We start from the raw sequence: 19095 nt of genomic DNA, 5'->3' as shown, positions 1-19095 counted from the left end.
TCACAGGGGGATTCGATGACCTACTCGCGTTATTGCCGTTCGGTGCTGGCCACGCCGGCGCCGATGACTTCGCGCTACTCGCGGGCGCACACCTCGGGCGCCGACATGTGCGTGGTGGATCTCGAAGATTCCGTTTCCCCACAACAGAAAGCGGAAGCTCGACGGGTCGCCGAGAAGTTCTTCGAGCCCGATCCCGCCGTCGACGGCGACCGGCCGCTGCTGGCCATCCGGATCAACGCCGTCAGTACCCGCGACGGGCTGCGCGACCTGCTCGCGATCCTCGGCTACGCCCACAAACCGGACGTCGTGGTGATTCCCATGGTGGAATCGCCGCGGGACATCGAAATAGTCGAGCAGGTCCTCGGCGATGAATACGCGGAAACCGACCTGTTCGCCATTGTCGAGACGCCGCGGGGAATCGACCGGATCGAGTCGATCGCCCACGCGTCACCGCGGTTGAAGACGTTGTCGTTCGGCCAAGCCGACTACGCTTTCGCCATCGGCGCCCGCCTTCGCTGGGACACCCTCGCGCACGTCCGCTCCCGGATGGTCAACAGCGCGCACGCCGCCGGGCTGTACGTGGTCGACTCGCCCCTGTTCGAGCTGGCCGACCCGGTCCGGCTGCGCGAGGAGGCGGAGCTCGCCCGCGACTTCGGCTTCCACGGCAAGACCGCCATCCACCCCGGCCAGGTGCCGGTGATCAACCAGGCGTTCTCCCCCGACGAGGACGCGCTCGCCCACGCCCGGCGTGTCGTCGAGGCGGGCGAGGCGACCGGGTTCGGCATCGGCAAGGTCGACGGGGCGATGGTCGGCGCGCCGTTCTTCGAGGCCTCGCGCCGGATGCTGGCCGAGTTCGGCGACGAGCGCGGCGCGCCGGCCTGACCCCGGGGGCTCACAGCGGCACCCGCTCCGCCGCGGTCAGCGCGGCGAGCGGGACCGCGTCCCGGGAGACCAGGAACTCCGGCCGCAGCGGGCGGGTCGCCGGGTTCGTCACCGCGTTGTAGGTCACCAGCAGGATCGCCCGCCCGCGCGCGGACAGGTTGTCCGACGACGAGTGGACGATGTTCGGGTGGAACGCCACGATCGTGCCCGCTTCGCCGGTGACCCGGACCGGGGCGTGGTCCCGGCTCAGCTCGGCGACGGTCGCCTCCGGCACGGTGTAGGTCAGCTTCGCCGAGACGTCGCGCCGCCAGTCGTGGCCGGTCGGCTCGTCGGCGCGGCCGCCCGGGTCGAGCAGGCCGAGCCGGTGCGAACCGGACAGCACGGTCAGCGGGCCGTTGGTGTCGTCGACGTCGTCCAGGAAGATCGCCAGGTTGACCGCGTCGGCCCGGCGCATCCCGTCCTCGTGGTGCCAGAACGCGTAGTCCTGGTGCCACGGCCACGCCTGTCCCGCGCGCGGGCGCTTGAGGTTCACCTTGAACTGGTAGACGTACACTTCGCCGCCGACCAGCCGGGTCGCCAGGCCGAGCAGTTCGGGCAGCCGCACCAGCCGGGCCAGGTTCGGGTCGAAGCGGTGGCAGCCGTGCAGCGCGCGCACGACGTCGGTGCCCTCTTCGTAAACCACTTCGGGCCGGCGCTGCGCACTGATCGCGGCCACGCTCTCCCGCACCGCGGCAAGCCAGTTCGCGGAGAGCGGGACGGCGGCGCGGTGAAACCCGGTCGTGGCGAAGCCGGCGGTCGGATCGGTCGTCATCAGTCCCCCTGAGCCCAGTCGAGCAGTAGCTTTTCCCGTTCCGCGGCACTCATCAGCTCGATCGCGCCCACGGCTCGTGCCGGGTCCTCGGCGACGGCGGCCAGCACCCGCCGCCAGCGATCCACCAGACCCCGCACGGTGGCCTCGTCGAACAGCTCGGTGCTGTACTCGACGGCGCCCGTGATCCCGGCGGAGGACCCGTCCCCGGCGGTCTTGCCGGTCATGCTGAAGAACAGGTCGAAGCGCGACGTGGCGGTGGGCACGGCGGACGGCCGGACGTCAAGCCCGGCGAGCCGGAACTGCGCGGCTGGGGCGTTCTGCACGGCGAAGCCGATCTGGAACAGGGGGTGGCGCCCCGGCACCCGTGGCGGGTTCAGCAGTTCCACCAGCTGTTCGAACGGCATCTCCTGGTGGGCGTACGCGGCGAGGTCGGTCTCGCGCACGCGGGCGAGCAGTTCGGTGAACGCCGGGTCGCCCGCGACCGAGGTCCGCAGGACGACCGTGTTGGCGAACAGCCCGATCACGCCGTCCAGCCGCGGGTCGCCGCGGCCGGCGATCGGCGACCCGAGCACCACGTCGGATCCGGCGCCGGCGCGCGCCAGCAGCGCGGCCAACCCGGCCTGCAGCACCATGAACAGCGTCGCGCCCTGCGCCCGCGCCAGTGCGGTCAGCCGCGCGTGCAGATCGGCGTCGAGGCTGAACGGCAGGGTTGCCCCGGCGTAGGCCGGGTCCGCCGGCCGCGGCCGGTCGGTGTGCAGGCCGTGCTCCTCCGGGAGCCCGGCGAGCGTCGCGCGCCAGAACCGGAGCCCGTCACCCAGCAGCCCGCCGGGGTCGTCGACGTCGCCGAGGCGGTCGCGCTGCCACACCGTGTGGTCGGCGTACTGCACCGGCAGCGGCGGCCACTCCGGTGCGGCCCCGGCGCGGCGAGCGTCGTAAGCCGTCATCAGGTCGTGGGCCAGCGGCGACATCGACCAGCCGTCGGCCGCGATGTGGTGCAGGCCGACGACCAGGACGTGGTCGCCGGGACCGCGGGGGAACAGCTCGAACCGCACCGGCAGATCCCGGGCCAGGTCGAAGCCGCGCCTGCCGGCCGCGCGCACGCGGGCGTCGACGTCGCCGCCGGGCTCGTGCACCCGCAGCAGGTCCCCGGGCGCGGTCAGCACGCGCTGGAAGACCTCGGATCCCTCGCTGTCGTAGATCGTGCGCAGCACCTCGTGCCGGCGCACGACGTCGGTCACCGCCACCCGCAACGCGTCGACGTCGAGCGCACCGGCCAGCTCCAGCGCCAGCGGCATGTTGTAGGTGGCACCCGGCCCTTCGAGCCGGTGCACGAACCACAGCCGCCGCTGCGCGTACGAAACCGGCAGCCGGTCCGGACGGGGGCCCGGTTCCGGCAGCCGCTCCGCGGCCGGGGCGCCGGTCACCCGCCCGGCCAGCTCCGCCACCGTCGGCGCCTCGAACACCGCGCGAACCGGGAGATCGACGCCGAAGGCCGCGCGGATCCGGCCGGTGAGCCGGGTGGCCAGCAGCGAATGGCCGCCCAGTCCGAAGAAGTCGTCGTCCGGACCGACCGCCGGGAGCCCGAGCAGGTCGGCGACGAGCCCGCAGAGCAGCTCCTCGCGCTCGCCCCGCGGCGTTCGGCCATCGGGCGCCGGGACCGCCGGCGCGGGCAGCGCCGCGCGGTCCAGCTTGCCGTGCGGGGTCAGCGGCAGGCTGTCCAACCCGGCGAAGACCGAAGGCACCAGGTACTCGGGCAGGACCTGGGTGAGCCGGACACGGAGATCGGTCGCCGCGGCGGCCGCCGGGACGACGTAGGCGGCCAGCCGGGGCTCGCCCGGCCGGTCTTCGCGCAGCACCACCGCGGCCTCGTCGACGCCGTCGAGCCGGGTGAGCGCGATTTCCAGCTCGGCGGGTTCGACTCGCACGCCGTGCACCTTGACCTGGTCGTCGGCGCGGCCGACGAACTCGAGGACCCCTGCCTGGCACCGGACCAGGTCGCCGGTGCGGTAGAGCCGGGTCCCCGCCGGGCCGAAGGGGTCGGCCACGAACCGCTCCGCGGTCCGGCCGGGCTGCCCGGCGTACCCGCGGGCGAGGCCGTCCCCGGCGAGGTAGAGCTCGCCGGTGATCCCGTCGGGAACCGGTCGCAGCCCGGCGTCCAGCACGTGGGCGCGGGTGCCCCGGACCGGACCGCCGATCACCGGGCGGTCCCCCGGTGCGAGTGGCTCGCTCAGGGTCGCGGTCACGGTGCCTTCGGCCGGCCCGTAGGCGTTGACGACGGTGCGGCCGCCTTCGGCCCACCGGGTGACCAGGTCCGCCGGGAACGCGGCGGCCCCGGCGATCACCGCGCGCAGCCCGGGCACCGCCGCGGGGTCGGCCGTGGCCAGCACCGGCACCGGCACCATCGCGTGGGTGATCGCGTGGCGGGCCAACGCCTCGTCGAGTTCGCCGCCGGCGAGCGGCCCGGGCGGCGGCAGGACCAGGGTGGCCCCCGCGACCAGGGTCTGCAGGACGTCGGCGACTCCCGCGTCGAAACCGGGCGCGATCACCTGCAGTGCGCGGGCGCCGGGGCCCAGCCCAGTGCGTTCGATGTGGGCGTCGAGCATCGCCGCGAGCCCGGTGTGCGGCACGCAGACCGCCTTGGGCGTCCCGGTCGAACCCGAGGTGTGGATGACGTAGGCCGCGCTCGACGGCCGCACGCGAGGCGCCGGGACCGCGTCGGCGCACCCGGGATCGTCGACGAGCCGGGGGTCGTCGAGCACGAGCAGCGGGCGAACCTGGTCGAACACCGCGGTGCGGCGGGCCGGCGGCAGCGCCGGATCCACCGGCAGGTACGCGGCACCGGCGCGCAAGACGGCCAGCACCGCGACGATCCACTGTGGACTCCGCGGCAGCGCCACCGCGATCACGGTTTCCGGTCCGGCGCCCTGCTTCGCCAGGTACGCGGCAAGGCGGTCGGCCCGGCGGGCGAGTTCGCCGTAGGTCAAGGACCGCCCGCCCGCCTCGACCGCGACGTGCTCCGGCCGGAGCGCCGCGGTGTGCGCGATGCGCTCGGCCACCAGGGTGAACTCCCCCGCCGCGGGACCGGCGGACCGGGCCAGCACGCCGGCCCGCTCTCCGCCGCCGAGCAGTTCGACGTCCCGGATGGACCGCGCGGGGTCGGCGGCGACGGCGGTGAGCAGCCGGCGCAACCGCGTCACGAGCTCCTGCACGGTGGGTTCGCCGAACAGGTCGGTGCGGAACTCCGCGACACCGGTGAGCCCGGCCGGGCCGCCGTCCTGGTGTTCGGTGAAGCTGAGCATCAGGTCGAAGCGCGCCGAACCGGGCGGCGCCGGCTCCGGGACGACGTCGAGGCCGGGCAGTTCCAGTCGCCCCGACGGGGCGTTCTGCACCGCGACGGCGACTTGGAACAGCGGGTGGTGCGCGGTGGATCGCGGCGGCGCCAGGTGCTCGACCAGCGCCTCGAACGGGACGTCCTGGTGCGCGTACGCGGCCAGATCCGTCTCCCGGACGCGGCCGAGGAGCTCGGTGAACGACGGGGCGCCGCTCGTGTCGGTCCGCAGGACGAGCGTGTTGACGAAGAACCCGACGAGATCGTCCAAGGCGACCTCGGTGCGCCCGGCGACCAGGGTGCCCAGCGGCACGTCGGTTCCCGCGCCCAGCCGGGTCAGCAGTGCGGCGAGACCCGCCTGCACCACCATGAACAGGGTGACGCCGTGGGCACGGGCCAGCGCGCCGAGGTCGCGGTGCAGTTCGGCCGGCCAGGCGAAGCGGGTGACCGCGCCGTCGGGCGTGGCCACCGCCGGCCGCGGCCGGTCGGCGGGCAGGTCGAGCGCGGCGGGCAGCCCGGCCAGCCGCTCCCGCCAGTACGCCAGCTGCCCGGCCAGCCGCTCCTCGCCGGAGGCCGCCCGTTGCCACAGCGCGAAATCCGCGTACTGGACCGGCAGCGGTGTCCACTCGGGACGCTCTCCCCGCAGCCGGGCCGCGTAGGCCTCGGCCAGGTCACGCGACAGCGGCGCCGAAGACCAGCCGTCCCCGGCGATGTGGTGGAGCAGCAGCACGAGCACGTGCTCGCCGGTGGCCAGCGTGAACAGCCGCAGCCGCGCGGGCGGCTCGCCGGTAAGGTCGAACGGCTCCCGGACCGCTTCGGCGACCACGGCCGCGGCTTCGCGCTCCCCGGCCGGTTCGACGGAGAAGGACGGCAGCCGGCGGCCGACGACCTGGAACGGCCCGTCGGCGTCTTCGCCGAAGGTGGTGCGCAGCACTTCGTGGCGCTCGGCGACGTCGGCCCAGGCCGCGCGCAGCGCCGCGACGTCCAGGTGCCCGGTCAGCCGCAGGACCAGCGGAAGGTGGTGGGTGGCGCCCGCCCCGTCCAAGCGGTGCAGGAACCACAGCCGCTGCTGGCCGGACGACAGCGGCAGCCGGGGCGGGCGGGGCGCGGCCCGCAGGGGCTCGCCGGCCTTCTCCGCGTCACCGAGCACGGCCGCGAGGCCGGCCACCGTCGGGCTCTCGAACACCGCCCGGATCGGCACTTCCGCCGCGAACACCGCACGGATGCGGCCGACCAGCCGCGTGGCCAGCAGCGAGTGCCCGCCGAGGTCGAAGAACCCGTCCTCGACGCCGACCGCGGCCACGCCGAGTACCTCGGCGAACAGCCCGCAGAGGATTTCTTCGCGCGGCGTCCGAGGCGGTGCGCCCGCCGCGATCGCGGCGAAGTCCGGCTCGGGCAGCCTGGCGCGGTCGAGCTTGCCGATCGGGCTCAGCGGCAGCTCCGGCAGCACCACCACCGCGGCGGGCACCAGGTAGCCGGGCAGCGACGCGGCGGCGTACCGGCGCAGGGCCGTCGGGTCGGGCTGTTCCCCGCCGGTGGGCACGACGTAGGCGACCAGCTGCCGATCACCCGTGGTCGCGGCGCCCTCGGGCAGGCGGGCGACTACGGCCGCGCCCGCGACGGACGGGTGCCGCACCAGCGCGCTCTCGACTTCGCCGGGCTCGACGCGGAACCCGCGGATCTTCACCTGGTCGTCGGCCCGTCCGAAGAACTCCAGGACGCCGTCCCGGGTCCAGCGGACGACATCGCCGGTGCGGTAGAGCCGGGAGCCCGGCGGCCCGAACGGGTCGGCGACGAACCGCGCGGCCGTCAGCCCGGGACGGCGCAGGTAACCGCGGGCGAGGCAGACACCGGCGACGTACAGCTCCCCGCGCACCCCGGGGGCGACCGGCCGCAGCCGCTCGTCGAGGACGTGGACGCGGGTGTTGGTGATCGGGCGGCCGAGCGGGGCCGGACCGGCCCAGGCGGACACGTCGGGCGGCAGCACGGCCGCGGTGACGACGTGCGTTTCCGTCGGGCCGTAGTCGTTGTGCAGCACCCGGCCGGGCACCCGGCCCCAGAACCGGGCCACCTCCGCTCCGGCGCGCAGCGCTTCGCCCGCCTGCACGATGTGCCGCAGCGACGGCAGGTCCCGGTCCAGCGCGTTCGCCGTTTCGCACAGGCCCTCGACGACCGAGTTGACCGCGAAGAGCTCGTTGACGCGGTGGGTGTCGATCCACTCGACCAGCGCACGCAGGTCCGTCCGGGCCTCGTCCGGGGCGACCACCAGGGTCTTGCCGGTGAGCAGCGCGCTGAGCAGTTCGTGCGCGGAGGCGTCGAAGCTGAGCGCGGCGAACTGGGAGGTGCGGGTGCCCGGGCCACCCGGCACGTCGTCGCGGTGCCACCGGACGAGGTTGACGAGCGCGGCCGCCGGGAACACCACGCCCTTGGGCGTGCCCGTGGAGCCGGAGGTGTAGATGACGTAGGCCGGGCTCTGCGGCAGCAGCAGCCCGGTCCGGTCTTCGTCGCGGGGGTCGGTGCCGGGCCGGCCGGCCAGTTCGGCGGGCAGGGCGGGGTCGTCCAGGGACAGCACCTCGGCGGTGCCGGAGACCGCGACGGCCGTCGCCGAGGTCGCGAGTACCAGCGCGGGCGCCGAGTCGCCCAGCATCAGCTCGACCCGCGACGGCGGGTACTCCGGGTCGACCGGCACGTACGCGGCGCCAGCCTTGAGGACGGCCAGCACGGCGACGACCCAGCCCGCCGAGCGGGGCACGGACAACGCGACGAGCGACTCCGGCCCGATCCCGCGGCCGATCAGCAGGTGCGCCAGGCGGTTGGCCCGGTCGTTCAGCTGCGCGTAGGTGAGCGTCTCGTGCTCGTCGACGACGGCTTCGGCGCCCGGCGTGGCCGCGACCTGCGCTTCGAACAACGCCGGCAGCGACCGCAGCGGCGGCTCGCCGGCGGTGTCGTTCCACGTGTGCAGGAGCCGGTCACGCTCATCGGCGGCGAGGACCTCGGCGGACCCGATCCGGGCCGCGGGCCGGTCGAGCACGCATCGCAGCAGCCGCTCCCACCGGGTCACCAGCTCCCGCACGGTGTCCTCGTCGAACAGGTCCGTGGCGTACTCGACGGCCCCGGTGAAGCCCGTGCCGGGCCGCTGCGTGAGGTTGATCATGAGGTCGAACCGGGCGGTCCCGGTGTCGGCCGGCTCGGCGGTCAGCGTGATCCCCGGCAGCGCGAGCCGGGGCGCCGGCGCGTTCTGCAGGGCCAGTGCGACCTGGAACAGCGGGTGGTGGGCGGTCGAGCGGCGCGGGTTGAGCGTCTCGACCAGCGTTTCGAACGGGACGTCCTGGTGCGCGTACGCGGCCAGGTCGGTCTCCCGGACGCGGGCGAGCAGCTCGGCGAACGTCGGGTCGCCACTGGTGTCCGTACGCAGGACGAGGGTGTTGACGAAGAACCCGACCAGCTCGTCGAGGTCTTCGTCGAGGCGCCCGGCCACCATCGTCCCCAGCGGTACGTCCTCCCCCGCGCCGAGGCGCGAGAGCGTCGCGGCGAGCGAGGCCTGCAAGACCATGAAGACGGTGACGCCGTGGGCGCGGGCGGCCTCCTCGACCCGCGCCACCACCCCGGCGTCCCACGCGAAGCGGCAGGACGCGCCGCGGTGGGAGGCCACCGAAGGGCGCGGGCGGTCGGCGGGCAGGTCGAGCTGGTCCGGCAGCGCGGCCAGGGCTTCGGTCCAGTACGCCTGCTGGGTGGCGAGGTGACCGTCGCTCAGCAGTTCCCGCTGCCACAGCGCGTAGTCCGCGTACTGGACCGGCAGGTCCGTCCACTGTGGAGCGTCGCCGGCGACGCGGGCGGTGTAGGCGGTGGCGAGGTCCCTGGTGAACGGGGCCATCGACCACCCGTCACCCGCGATGTGGTGCAGTGCGCCGGCCAGCACGTGCTCGTCCGCGGCGAGTGCGAGCAGCTCGAGCCGCACCGGCGGCTCGCCGGTGAGGTCGAACGCGTGCCGCGTCGCCCGGTGGATCCGGCCCGGCAGCTCCCCGGTGGTGACCGGGGAAGTCGCCAGGGAGACGCCCGCGTCGGCGACCGGGAGGATCCGCTGGAACGGCTCCGGCCCGTCGTCCACGATGACGGCGCGCAGGACCTCGTGCCGGCCGACGACGTCCAGGAGAGCGGCGCGCAGGGCGTCCGGGTCCAGTTTTCCCTTCAACCGCAAGGCGAGCGGCATGTTGTAGGTAGCGCTGGGGCCTTCCATCCGGTGCAGGAACCAGAGCCGCCGCTGGGCGGAGGAGAGCGGGAGGTCCGCCGGCCGCGACCGCCCGCCCGGCCGCGACCGGGAGGGCCCGCCTTCGTCCAGGCACCGGGCCAGCCCGGCCGGCGTGGGGGTGGCGAACACCGCCCGGATCGGGACCTCGACGCCGAGCACCGCACGGATCCGGCTCACCAGCCGGGTCGCCAGCAGGGAATGCCCGCCGAGGTCGAAGAACCCGTCGTCGGCGCCGACCGCGGAAACCCCCAGCACCTGCGCGAACAGGCCGCAGAGCAGCTCCTCGTGCGGGGTGCGGGCGCGCCGCCCGTCCGTGGCGGCGTACGCGGGCGCGGGCAAGGCCGCGCGGTCGAGCTTGCCGTTCGCGGTCCGGGGGAAGTCGTCGAGCTCCAGCACGGCGACCGGCACCAGGTGGCCGGGCAGCCGGCTCGCGACGAACGCGCGCACCTCCGCCGGGTCGAGTCGGCTCCTGGCCGGCGTGGTCGCCGACGCCGTGGCCCCGCCCGGCAGGCTCAACCCGCCCAGTGGCCCGGCGGCGAACACGACGTCCATCAGGTCCGGCCCGCGGTCCGACACGGTCACCCGGCCGCCCAGCCCGTACAGCCGGTCCGGGTCCACGCCGTCCCGCGGCACCTCCGGCGGCCCACCCGCCAGCTCCCGGGCGAGTGCGACCTCCCCGGTGAGGCGGGCGTTCGGGATGCCGCGGACCCGGACGTCCCGCAGCCCGGCGAGCGCCGCCACCGAGCCGAGCTCCGCCCACTCGCGACACTCCACATCGGACACGTCCCGCACGGGTCCGGTGTGCAGCACGACGTCCAGGCGGTGCGCCGAAAGCTCATTGCGGAACCCCGCCCGCGGCACCCGCACCTCGACGCCCGAAAAGCCCACCTGCCCGGCGAAGAAGTCCGGATCCAGGACCAGCTCGGGCTCGTCCTCGGCGGCTCGCGCCACCGCGGCCGCGACCACGGCGGTGGCGGCGCCCCGGCCCAGCCCGATCCCGGCGCGCAACGCCGGCAGCGTCCGCAGGTTCCGGACGTCTCCGGCGAACACCCGCCCGCCCGGCGCCAGCAGCTCCCGCGCCCCCGCCAGCACCCGCTCGAGGTAGCCGGTGTCGGGGAAGTACTGCACCACCGAATTCAGCACCACCACGTCGAACCGGCCCCGCGGCAACCCGGAGAAGTCGTCCGCGTCCTGCACCCGCAGCGTCACCCGGTCCGACCAGGCCTCGGCCGCGATCCGCTTCCGGAGGCCTTCGACGGCTTCCACCGACAGATCGGTGCCCCAGTACTCGACGGTGTGCGGCGCCGCCCCGGCCAGCACCAGGCCGCTGCCGACGCCGATCTCCAGCACCCGCCCGGGGTTGTCCTCCAGCACCTGCCGGACCCGCTCGTCCCGCCACGCCGCCATCTCGGCCACCGGGATGGGTTCGCCGTCGTAGGCCGAGTTCCAGCCTTCGAACTCGGAGCCGAGGCTCGCATACAGACTGTCGTAAGTGGACCGCCAGTCCTCGACGACGGTTCCGGGCGCGTCCGCTCGCGGCGCACCCACGACGTACCCGACCAGCCGGTCGCCGCCGTGCACGGCCACCGCCGCGCGGGCGACGGCGGGGTGTGCGGCCAGCGCCGCCTCGACCTCCCCCGGCTCGATCCGGAACCCCCGCACCTTCAGCTGGTCGTCGGTGCGGCCGAGGAACTCCAGCTGTCCTCGCCGGTTCCACCGGACGCGATCGCCGGTGCGGTACATCCGCGTGCCCGGCGAGCCGTGGGGATCGGCCGGGAACCGCGCGGCGGTGAGGGCCGTCCGGTTCAGGTAGCCGAGGGCGACCCCTTCGCCGGCGACGTAGAGCTCGCCCGCCGCGCCCGGGGGCAGCGGTCGCAACCGGTCGTCCAGCACGTAGGCGCGGGTGCCGGCGATCGGGCGGCCGATCGGCGGTGGCCCGCCGGTCAGCGGCGGGCTCATCGTCGCGCACACCGTGGTTTCGGTCGGTCCGTAGGCGTTGACCATCCGCAGCGCGCCGGCCCACCGGTCGGCCAGCGCGGGCGGGCAGGCCTCGCCCGCGACGACCAGTGTCCGCAGTGGCGCGAGCGGGTCGCCGTCGGGCACGGTGGCGAGCAACGACGGCGGGACGGTCACGTGCGTGACGCGTTCGGCGGCGACCAAGGCGGACAGCTCGACGCCGGAGGCCACCCAGCCCGGCGGCGGCAGCACCACCGCGGCGCCGGAAGCGAGCGCGACGACCAGTTCCGCGACCGCGGCGTCGAAGGTCGGGGCGGCCAGCAGGAGCACCCGCGCGTCCTCGCCGGTTTCGAACCGTTCGGCCTGCGCGGTCACGAGCGGGCCGAGTCCGCGGTGCGCGACCACGACTCCTTTGGGCGCGCCGGTCGAGCCCGAGGTGTGGATGACGTAGGCGGGCGCCGAAACCGGGACCTCGACCGGCGGCGCCGGTTCGCACGCGGCTGCTTCCGCGAGGAAGTCCGGGCCGGTGACGTCCACCGCGGCCGCCACCGCCGCACTGCCCGCGGCATCGGCGAGGACGAGCGCGGGCGCGGCTTCGGCGAGGATCGCCTGCGACCGGACGGGCGGCTGCGCCGGGTCCAGCGGGAGGAAAGCCGCGCCCGCACGGGTCACCGCGAGCGCGAGCACGACCCAGTCGGGAGAACGCGGGACCAGCAGGGCCACGACGTCGCCGACGCCGATGCCCCGGCCGGCCAGCGCCGCGGCGATCCGCGCCGCCCGCTCGTCGAGCTCACCCCGGGTCAGCACGTGGTCCCCGCACGAGAGCGCGGGCTTTTCGCGATCGTCCGCCGCACGCGCGGCGAACGAAGCCGCCCACGTGCCGATCATGGTCGGCGGGACGGACGTCATCTGCGATCCCCCAAGTTTTTTCGGCCTTCACAAGCACTTTGCGTGCGCAGTCGACGACGGCGGACGAGAGCCGGCCGGAAGTCACCCCCGGTCGATCATGCCGACCGCGCGTCCCGGCGGTCAAGTGCCCCGCTGCGGCCGAACTCCCTTTCACCGTCGCTTTTTCCGCGGCGGCGTGCGTCATTCAGCCGTCGCTTAAAGACGGTCGGAAACGCCTGCCGCCGTGCTAGCGTCCGATTCGGAGGGAAGGGGGATGGGCATGTCCACGGCCACAGCCGGGTTGTACGACCTTTTCCTGCCGCGGTGGGCCGGCGACCCCTATGCGCTGTACCGGCGGCTCGGCGAAAGCGGCCCGGTGTACCGGGACGACTGGCTGCGCAGCTGGGTCGTGCTCGGCCACCGGGAGATCGTCGCGCTCTCGCGTGACGAACGCCTTTCGGGCGCGCGCATCGCCGACGTGCACGAGAAACTCCCGGCCGCGGCGCGCCAGGACATGGCGCCGCTGGCGGCCGTGCTCTCCGACATGATGCTGTTCACCGAACCACCCCGGCACACACACCTGCGGCGGTTGCTGAAACCCGGGCTCACCCCGCGGTTCGTGCACACCTTGCGCCCGGTGGTGGAACGGCTCGCCGACGAGCTGCTCGACGCCGTCGAGCCCCGGGGCGAGATGGATGTCATCGCCGACTTCGCCGAGCCGCTCAGCCGCGGGGTGATCGCCGCGCTCGCCGGCGTGCCCGGGCACGCCGGCGAGCTTCTGGAAGACTGGCAAGGACTCCTGCACGAGTACTTCACCCAGTCCACCGCCCAGTACAAGCGCATCGAGGGGCTGCGCGCGGTCTTCGACGAAGGCGCCCGCCGGCGGCGGGAGAGCACCGCGGAAGACGCTTTCAGCAAGCTGCTCGGCGCGAGCCGGGAGACCTGCACCGACGACGAGGTGTTCGCGAACTTCCTGCTGCTCATCGACGCCGGGCAGGCCACCACCACGCACCTCGTCGGCAACGCCGTGCTGGCCCTGCTCGCGCACCCCGCCGCCGCCGCGACGCTGCGCGCCACCCCGGCCCTGATCCCGGACGTCGTGCCCGAGCTGCTGCGCTACGACAGTTCGGTCCAGTTCACCAGCCGGGTCGCCGTGTCCGATTTGGACATCGCCGGGCAGCACGTCGCGGCGGGCGAATCGGTGACCCTGGTGCTCGGCGCGGGCAACCGCGACCCGCGTGCCTACCCCGACCCCGACCGGCTCGACCTGACCCGGCGCCCGGCCGACCACCTGTCGTTCGGCCACGGCATCCACTACTGCCTCGGCGCCGCGCTGGCGAACACCGAGATCGAGGTCGCCCTGCACCGCCTGCTGACCAGGACGACCGGTTGGGAGGCCGTCCGGGCCGGGCAGAACTGGCTCGACAGCATCAACTTCCGGTTTCTCGCCGAGCTTCCGATCCGCTTCGGCGTCGCACCGCGCGCACCATCCCCTTCGATCCGAGGAGAACTCCCTTGAGCGTTAACCCGTTCGACGATCCCGATGGCCGGTTCCTGGTGCTGGTCAACGACGAAGGGCAGCACAGCCTGTGGCCGGACTTCGCGGACGTGCCCGCCGGCTGGACGGTCGCGCTCACCGCGACCGACCGGCAGAGCGCCGTGGACTTCGTCGAGCGGGAGTGGACGGACCTGCGCCCGCGCAGCCTGGTCGAGGCGATGGCCGCCGACGAGGCGGCCGGGGCCTGAGTCCGGGCGCCGCTCCCGCCACCCCACGACGCGATCGGAGAATGCCCGTGCGGCTCGACGAGGACCAGCTCGACCGGTACCACCGGAACGGGTTCCTGGTCATGCCCGCCCTGTTCGGCGCCCGGGAGATCGACGCGCTGCGGGCCGCGTTCGCGGCGGACAGCGCGCTGCCCGGTCCGCACCGGATCATGGAGCCCGGCGGAACCGAAGTGCGCTCGCTCTACGCCTCGCACCGGCGCCGGCCCGAGTTCGCCGCACTGGTGCGGTCCCCACGCCTGCTGGAGCCCGCGCGGCAGCTGGTGGGCTCGGAACTCTACGTCTACCAGTTCAAGATCAACGCGAAGCCCGCGTTCGGCGGGGACCGCTGGGCGTGGCACCAGGACTTCCCTGCCTGGCAGCAGGCCGACAACCTGCGCGCACCGCGTCTGGTCAACGCCGCCCTGTTCCTCGACGAAGTCACCGAGTTCAACGGCCCGCTGCTGTTCGTGCCGGGTTCGCACCGCGCCGGCTCGCTCGGCCGCCGCGCCGGGGCCGGGCCGGGCCACCTGGATCCCGACGACATCGCCGTCGGCAAGGCACAGCTCGCGACGCTGGTCTCCGCACACGGCATGACCGCACCGCACGGCCCGGCCGGCTCGGTCGTGTTCTTCCACCCCGAACTCGTCCACGGATCGGCGGTGAACATGTCCCCGTTCCCCCGCAAGCTCCTCCTCGTCACCTACAACGACGTGACCAACCCACCCGAACCCCGCGGCCCGGCTCGCCCGGACTACCTCGTCGGCCGGGACACCACCGCGTTGACCACCGGCGGCGAGCCGTTCGCGGAGGCCCTCGCATGAGGCCGGCCCACGCTGTCGTCCTGGAAGAATTCGGCAGGCCACCGGTGCTCCGCCGGTTCGCCGTGCCCTCGCCGGGACCCGGGGAACTCGTGGTCGCCTCCCCCTACGGCGGGATCTGCGGCACCGACCTGCACCTGGCCGCCGGACACCTGGACATCCCGGTGCCGCTGGTGCTGGGCCACGAAGGGCTCGGCGTGGTGCAGGCGTTCGGGGCCGGCGCCGAGGTGGACGCCCTCGGCCGGCCCCTCGCCGTCGGCGACGCGGTGATGTGGGCGTCCTCGATCGCCTGCGGGGTGTGCGTTCCCTGCCGCCAGCACCGCGAGCCGACGCTGTGCGAGCAGCGCCGGACGTACGGGGTGAACCGGCCGCTGGCCGACGAGCCGCCGCTGTCCGGCTCGTGGGCCGACGCGATCTGCCTGCGTCCGGGCACGACGGTGGTGCGGGTGCCCGACGGCGTCGACCACCTGGGCGCGATGGCGCTCGCCTGCGCCGGGCCGACGATGATCCACGCCCTGCACGAACGCCGGCCCGTGCGGGTCGGCGAGGTCGTCGTCGTGCAGGGCAGCGGGCCGGTCGGGCTGGCCGCCGCCGCACTGGCCCAGCTCGCCGGGGCCGGCCGGGTGATCGTCGTCGGCGGTCCGGCGGGGCGGCTGGAGCTGGCCGCTCGCCTCGGCATCGGTGACGAGCACTTCGACATCACCGGCGACGCCGACGCGGCGCGGGTGCTGTCGGAGGTCGTGGCGGCGACGGGAGGTCACGGCGCGGATCTGGTCGTCGAATGCGCCGGCGCGCCGGCCGCGGTCGGCCAGGGCCTGCGCCTGGCGCGTCGCGGCGGCGCGTACCTGATCGTCGGCCAGTACACCGACGCGGGCGACACGGCGGTCAACCCCCATCAGATCGTGTACCGCCAGCTGGATGTCGTCGGATCGTGGGCCTTCACCGGCGCCCACCTCGTCGAGTACGTCCGGTTGCTGCCCACCCTGCTCGCCCGCCACCCGCTGGCCGAGCTGGTCACCACGTTCCCGCTCGCCGAGGTCGCGCAGGCGATGAGCGCGGTGGCGGCGGGGTCCGTGGTGAAGGCGGTCCTCGTCAGCTGACCGCGGCGGCCAGTTCGCTGCCGGCGGCTGTCGAGCCCGGCGGGTACACCAGGGCCAGGCCGAGTGGCGTCAGCGAGTGCAGGACCATGTTGGCCTGGCGCTGGGTGGTGATCAGCCCAGCGCTGCGCAGCACCGCCGTGTGCTGGCTGACGGCGGCGGCGGAGACGCCGAGCCGGTTGCTCAGCTCGGTCGTGCTGCGGCGGCCGTGCAAGGTCCGCATCAGCCCCGCCCGGGTCCGTCCGACCAGCGCTTCCAGCGTCGAGTCGTCCCCGACCGTCCACAGTGACCGGGCCGTCGAGGCCTGCACCGAGGCCGGGTAGACCAGCACCGGCGACGCGGACGCCTCACTGGGCACCAGCAGCTCGGGCGCGTCGAACCGGAAGAGCGAAGGCACGAGCACCAGGCCGCGCCCCTGGAGCAGGACCGACCGGTCGACGTCCGAGGACACCCGCAGCACCGGCCGTTCCCAGGACAACGCCGGGTGCAGGTTCGACAACAGGTATTCGAATCCCCGATCCGCGATGTCCTCACTCCGGGCCCGCCGTTCGGCGTCGAGGTGGGCCCGCACCCGCGGCCAGAACGGCAGGACGGCGACCCGGTGGAGCTCACGCAGCCGGTTCTCGGCACCGGAGGCGGACCCCGCGGCCGACGGCGGCAACCCGAACGTCTCCGCCGGAGCGCCGAGCAGGTCAGGAGTGCGCCGTACATGCCCGGCAACGGCTGCGAACGTACGCGTGGTCCGGCCGAACCGGCCGCGGACCACCGCACGCCACCGGTCGAACATGGCTCCACCTGCGCGATGACCGAGCAAAGAAGCCGCGTACACGGTTTCCAGCGTCGCGTTCGGCGAACTTGACAACGTTGTCTTCAGCACGTCATTGACCGTGAAGCAAATACTGAGCACCCGATTCCCCCCGCAGCCGACTCTGCCTCCCAGAGCCATGGTACGTACGAACGGGGCCGGGTGGGAAAATATTTGCGAGGTACGGAGTCGGTGATAATCCGTCACGGCCGCGCCACGGCTTCGGCTTCGCTCGCAGCCGTGCGGGTCAGCAGTGTCGCGCCGGGAGGGGCACACCTGGAACGGCCTGGTAATCGAATTCCAGCCACGCTGGTACGGCCCGAAAACGACCGATGTGCGAACAATCCGAACCGCGGAATACGGCCGCCATCAGGACAGCACAGCGTTCGGGATCGAGTTCACAGCCCCATCGCGCTGCGTACCATCCGGTCGGGCAAGCGATCCGAGACGAGGTGGGTGAGCCGGGTCATGATCGCGGCGTCCCGTCCGACCAGGTAGCGGGCACGGGGCTGGCCGTCGGTGCCCCAAGACCGCGTGGTCGCGCGGAAAGCCTTCATGAGTCCCGCGTAGCGGGTCTGCCGCTCCGGAGTCTTGGCCTCGACCAACCGGGCCGCCGTCACGATGCCGCGTTCGGTCGGCTTCGTGCGGACCGCGCCCGAGTAGGCACCGAAGCTCGGCATCGCGACCTTCCCGCCGGTGGACCCGATGTTGACGGCCATTGCTCTGCAGCAGGGCGGGCATGAGCGCCTGCTCGAGGTGCTCAGCCCGCACATCCGCGGCGGCGGTCCCGGTTCGGACGCCGGCGAGGACGTGGAAGCCGTCGGCGGCCGGCCATGGTGCGGTGGCCCGGCCGAAACTCCGGCACGACCAACGCCCGCAGCCCCGCCCGTCGCTGACCAGCCCTCCCCACCCCACAGGCTGTCACACACAGTCCACCAACGAACGCCGACGGTAGCACCCCGCAATCTCGTCCCGCCCCCGACTCACGGCTTGACCAAACGGTCGCCGGGCCATTCGGACAGGCCCTGCCGAGTGGTTTCCCAGGCTCATTCGGGGGAGGTGGCCAAGGCGGTCACACCGTTTCGGCTTCCGAGGCGCTACAAGGAGCCGGTCGGTGTCCGGCACCTCGGCAAGTTCGGGGGGCCGATGCCTTGTCGAGTTCCGGGCACCGGCGCGTCACTCGACTCGGTGAACTCGGGTCCGGGACGTCATTCCGGCCGCAGCTGGCCCTCGTGCCTGATGCTGAGGTGATCGGTCCGGCACGCCCCCCGACCGTCCCGATCGCCGGCAGTTTGGCTCGGCGGCAACACGCCCCCCGTTTGCCGCCGAGCCCTCCCACACGACACGAGGTGCCGTGCGCACGAATCACGGTCACCGCTCGGGAGCCGTGCCCTGCTGTCGTCGAGCGCCGAGAAGGTCACGTGCTGCTGCAAGTGACCGAGACGCTCCGCGGGTTACTGGACGGGGCGGACCACCGAGCCCAGCACGTCACTTTCCCCTGAGCTGAAGGTGCGCTCTCGAACGTCAGGGCCGCTGCCGGCACGGGTCGCCTCGATGATCCGGCCGTTCCCGGTGTAGATCCCGACGTGGTAGATACCGGACGCTGAACCGTCGTCCGAGTAAAAGACAAGGTCACCCGCCTTGCGCTGCGACAGAGGCACCTTGTAGCCAGTGTTGTACTGGGTTCGAGAGTCGCCACCGATGTTCAACCGGGCCCCCTGGTAGAAGGCATACTGTGTCAGTCCGGAGCAGTCGAAGCCGACCACGTTGCTGTCGTCGTGGCCTCCGGGGCTGCAGCAAATGCCCTTGGTCGGACCGTTCTGGTTGCCGCCACCCCACGAGTACGGGTATTTGCCGAGCATGTTCCTGGCGGCCGCCAGCACCGCGGCGGCTTTGTCGCCCGGATGCGTGTAGCCCCAGCAGGTGCTGTAGCCGTTGCCATTGGGGTTCTGGCTGATGCGGCTGGAGTGCAGCCAGTAGCCGCGGGCGAAGAACCATGCATTGCTACCGTCGACCGCCTGCCCGGCCGCGGTGCACAGGATCTTGATGTTGTCGTTGGTGACGAACACGCCTGACTTGGCCGGAGACTCGAAGGAAGGCGAGGTGTAACCGTTGGCGGCCAGCGGAACGACCTGTGCGACACCACACGGCACCTTGTCCGTGGCCCCGGCGAAAGCGTAGGCCGGGTAATAAACGTGGTTGACGCGGTACCACACCGGCGTGCCACCGATCGCTTCCCTCCCTTGCGCCTGGCATTCCACCGAAACGGTTTGTCCGGCTTTGAAGGTAGAGCCGGCAACGTAGGGACTGTCCAAATAGGGCAGGTTGTGCGCGGTGATCTGCGATTGGACCTGCACGTTGACGTTGACCTCGGCAGCGGCGGCCGGCAACGCTGCCACTGCCGGCGCAGCCAGTGCGACAGCCGCCACCGCCAGCGCCGAGCCGCGTCCGATCGGACTTGAAGTCCACATGGTGTACTCCCCCGTTCGAAGAAAGT

At 73.4% G+C, this 19095-nt stretch carries 10 protein-coding genes; 5 read left to right on the top strand and 5 right to left on the bottom strand.

The window, feature by feature from the left end:
- The first annotated feature begins 15 nt into the window (after positions 1-15).
- Positions 16-882 (top strand): HpcH/HpaI aldolase/citrate lyase family protein, encoded by an 867-nt coding sequence (locus tag M8542_RS09310; protein ID WP_257919629.1) that lies wholly within the window; start codon positions 16-18, stop codon positions 880-882.
- Between the two features lie 10 nt (positions 883-892).
- On the opposite strand, the gene M8542_RS09305 is transcribed toward M8542_RS09310, so the two are convergent.
- Together M8542_RS09305 and M8542_RS09300 are read right to left on the bottom strand one after the other, a co-directional pair.
- On the bottom strand, positions 893-1693 hold the full coding sequence (locus M8542_RS09305) for a phytanoyl-CoA dioxygenase family protein (RefSeq protein WP_257919628.1): 801 nt from the start codon (positions 1691-1693) through the stop codon (positions 893-895).
- Complete coding sequence (locus M8542_RS09300) at positions 1693-12135, bottom strand: non-ribosomal peptide synthetase (protein WP_257919627.1); 10443 nt, start codon at positions 12133-12135, stop codon at positions 1693-1695. The genes M8542_RS09305 and M8542_RS09300 overlap by 1 nt, the downstream gene beginning before the upstream one ends.
- A 259-nt stretch (positions 12136-12394) precedes the next feature.
- On the opposite strand from M8542_RS09300, the gene M8542_RS09295 reads away from it, so the two are divergent.
- The 4 genes from M8542_RS09295 to M8542_RS09280 are packed head-to-tail and all read left to right on the top strand — an operon-like array spanning position 12395 to position 15796.
- On the top strand, positions 12395-13633 hold the full coding sequence (locus M8542_RS09295) for a cytochrome P450 (RefSeq protein ID WP_257919626.1): 1239 nt from the start codon (positions 12395-12397) through the stop codon (positions 13631-13633).
- Complete coding sequence (locus tag M8542_RS09290; protein ID WP_257919625.1) at positions 13630-13860, top strand: MbtH family protein; 231 nt, start codon at positions 13630-13632, stop codon at positions 13858-13860. The genes M8542_RS09295 and M8542_RS09290 overlap by 4 nt, the downstream gene beginning before the upstream one ends.
- Before the next feature lie 47 nt (positions 13861-13907).
- Positions 13908-14699: a phytanoyl-CoA dioxygenase family protein gene (locus tag M8542_RS09285; RefSeq protein ID WP_257919624.1), complete on the top strand. Its 792-nt coding sequence runs from the start codon at positions 13908-13910 to the stop codon at positions 14697-14699.
- The gene (locus M8542_RS09280; protein ID WP_257919623.1) at positions 14696-15796 is read left to right on the top strand and encodes a zinc-binding dehydrogenase; all 1101 of its coding nucleotides are present in this window, start codon (positions 14696-14698) and stop codon (positions 15794-15796) included. The genes M8542_RS09285 and M8542_RS09280 overlap by 4 nt, the downstream gene beginning before the upstream one ends.
- Here the strand turns inward: M8542_RS09280 and M8542_RS09275 are convergent.
- The 3 genes from M8542_RS09275 to M8542_RS09265 all read right to left on the bottom strand — a co-directional run bounded on the left by M8542_RS09275 (position 15789) and on the right by M8542_RS09265 (position 19069).
- Positions 15789-16580 (bottom strand): ArsR/SmtB family transcription factor, encoded by a 792-nt coding sequence (locus M8542_RS09275; protein ID WP_257919622.1) that lies wholly within the window; start codon positions 16578-16580, stop codon positions 15789-15791. The genes M8542_RS09280 and M8542_RS09275 overlap by 8 nt on opposite strands.
- Before the next feature lie 416 nt (positions 16581-16996).
- A complete protein-coding gene (locus M8542_RS09270; RefSeq protein WP_257919621.1) occupies positions 16997-17317 on the bottom strand; it encodes a hypothetical protein in 321 nt (106 codons plus the stop codon).
- 735 nt (positions 17318-18052) lie between these two features.
- A complete protein-coding gene (locus tag M8542_RS09265) occupies positions 18053-19069 on the bottom strand; it encodes a C40 family peptidase (RefSeq protein WP_257919620.1) in 1017 nt (338 codons plus the stop codon).
- Between the last annotated feature and the right edge of the window lie 26 nt (positions 19070-19095).

It is taken from the genome of Amycolatopsis iheyensis, from assembly GCF_024703995.1.
Taxonomy (GTDB): Bacteria; Actinomycetota; Actinomycetes; order Mycobacteriales; family Pseudonocardiaceae; genus Amycolatopsis; species Amycolatopsis iheyensis.
This window is presented reverse-complemented; position numbering and strand designations above follow the sequence as displayed.

What these genes read in the sequence shown, in the direction of transcription:
- M8542_RS09275 (WP_257919622.1), bottom strand. Translation starts at nt 16,580, where the DNA reads ATGTTCGACCGGTGGCGTGCGGTGGTCCGCGGCCGGTTCGGCCGGACC.
- M8542_RS09305 (WP_257919628.1), bottom strand. Translation starts at nt 1,693, where the DNA reads ATGACGACCGATCCGACCGCCGGCTTCGCCACGACCGGGTTTCACCGC.
- M8542_RS09300 (WP_257919627.1), bottom strand. Translation starts at nt 12,135, where the DNA reads ATGACGTCCGTCCCGCCGACCATGATCGGCACGTGGGCGGCTTCGTTC.
- M8542_RS09280 (WP_257919623.1), top strand. Translation starts at nt 14,696, where the DNA reads ATGAGGCCGGCCCACGCTGTCGTCCTGGAAGAATTCGGCAGGCCACCG.
- M8542_RS09270 (WP_257919621.1), bottom strand. Translation starts at nt 17,317, where the DNA reads ATGGCCGTCAACATCGGGTCCACCGGCGGGAAGGTCGCGATGCCGAGC.
- M8542_RS09295 (WP_257919626.1), top strand. Translation starts at nt 12,395, where the DNA reads ATGTCCACGGCCACAGCCGGGTTGTACGACCTTTTCCTGCCGCGGTGG.
- M8542_RS09310 (WP_257919629.1), top strand. Translation starts at nt 16, where the DNA reads ATGACCTACTCGCGTTATTGCCGTTCGGTGCTGGCCACGCCGGCGCCG.
- M8542_RS09265 (WP_257919620.1), bottom strand. Translation starts at nt 19,069, where the DNA reads ATGTGGACTTCAAGTCCGATCGGACGCGGCTCGGCGCTGGCGGTGGCG.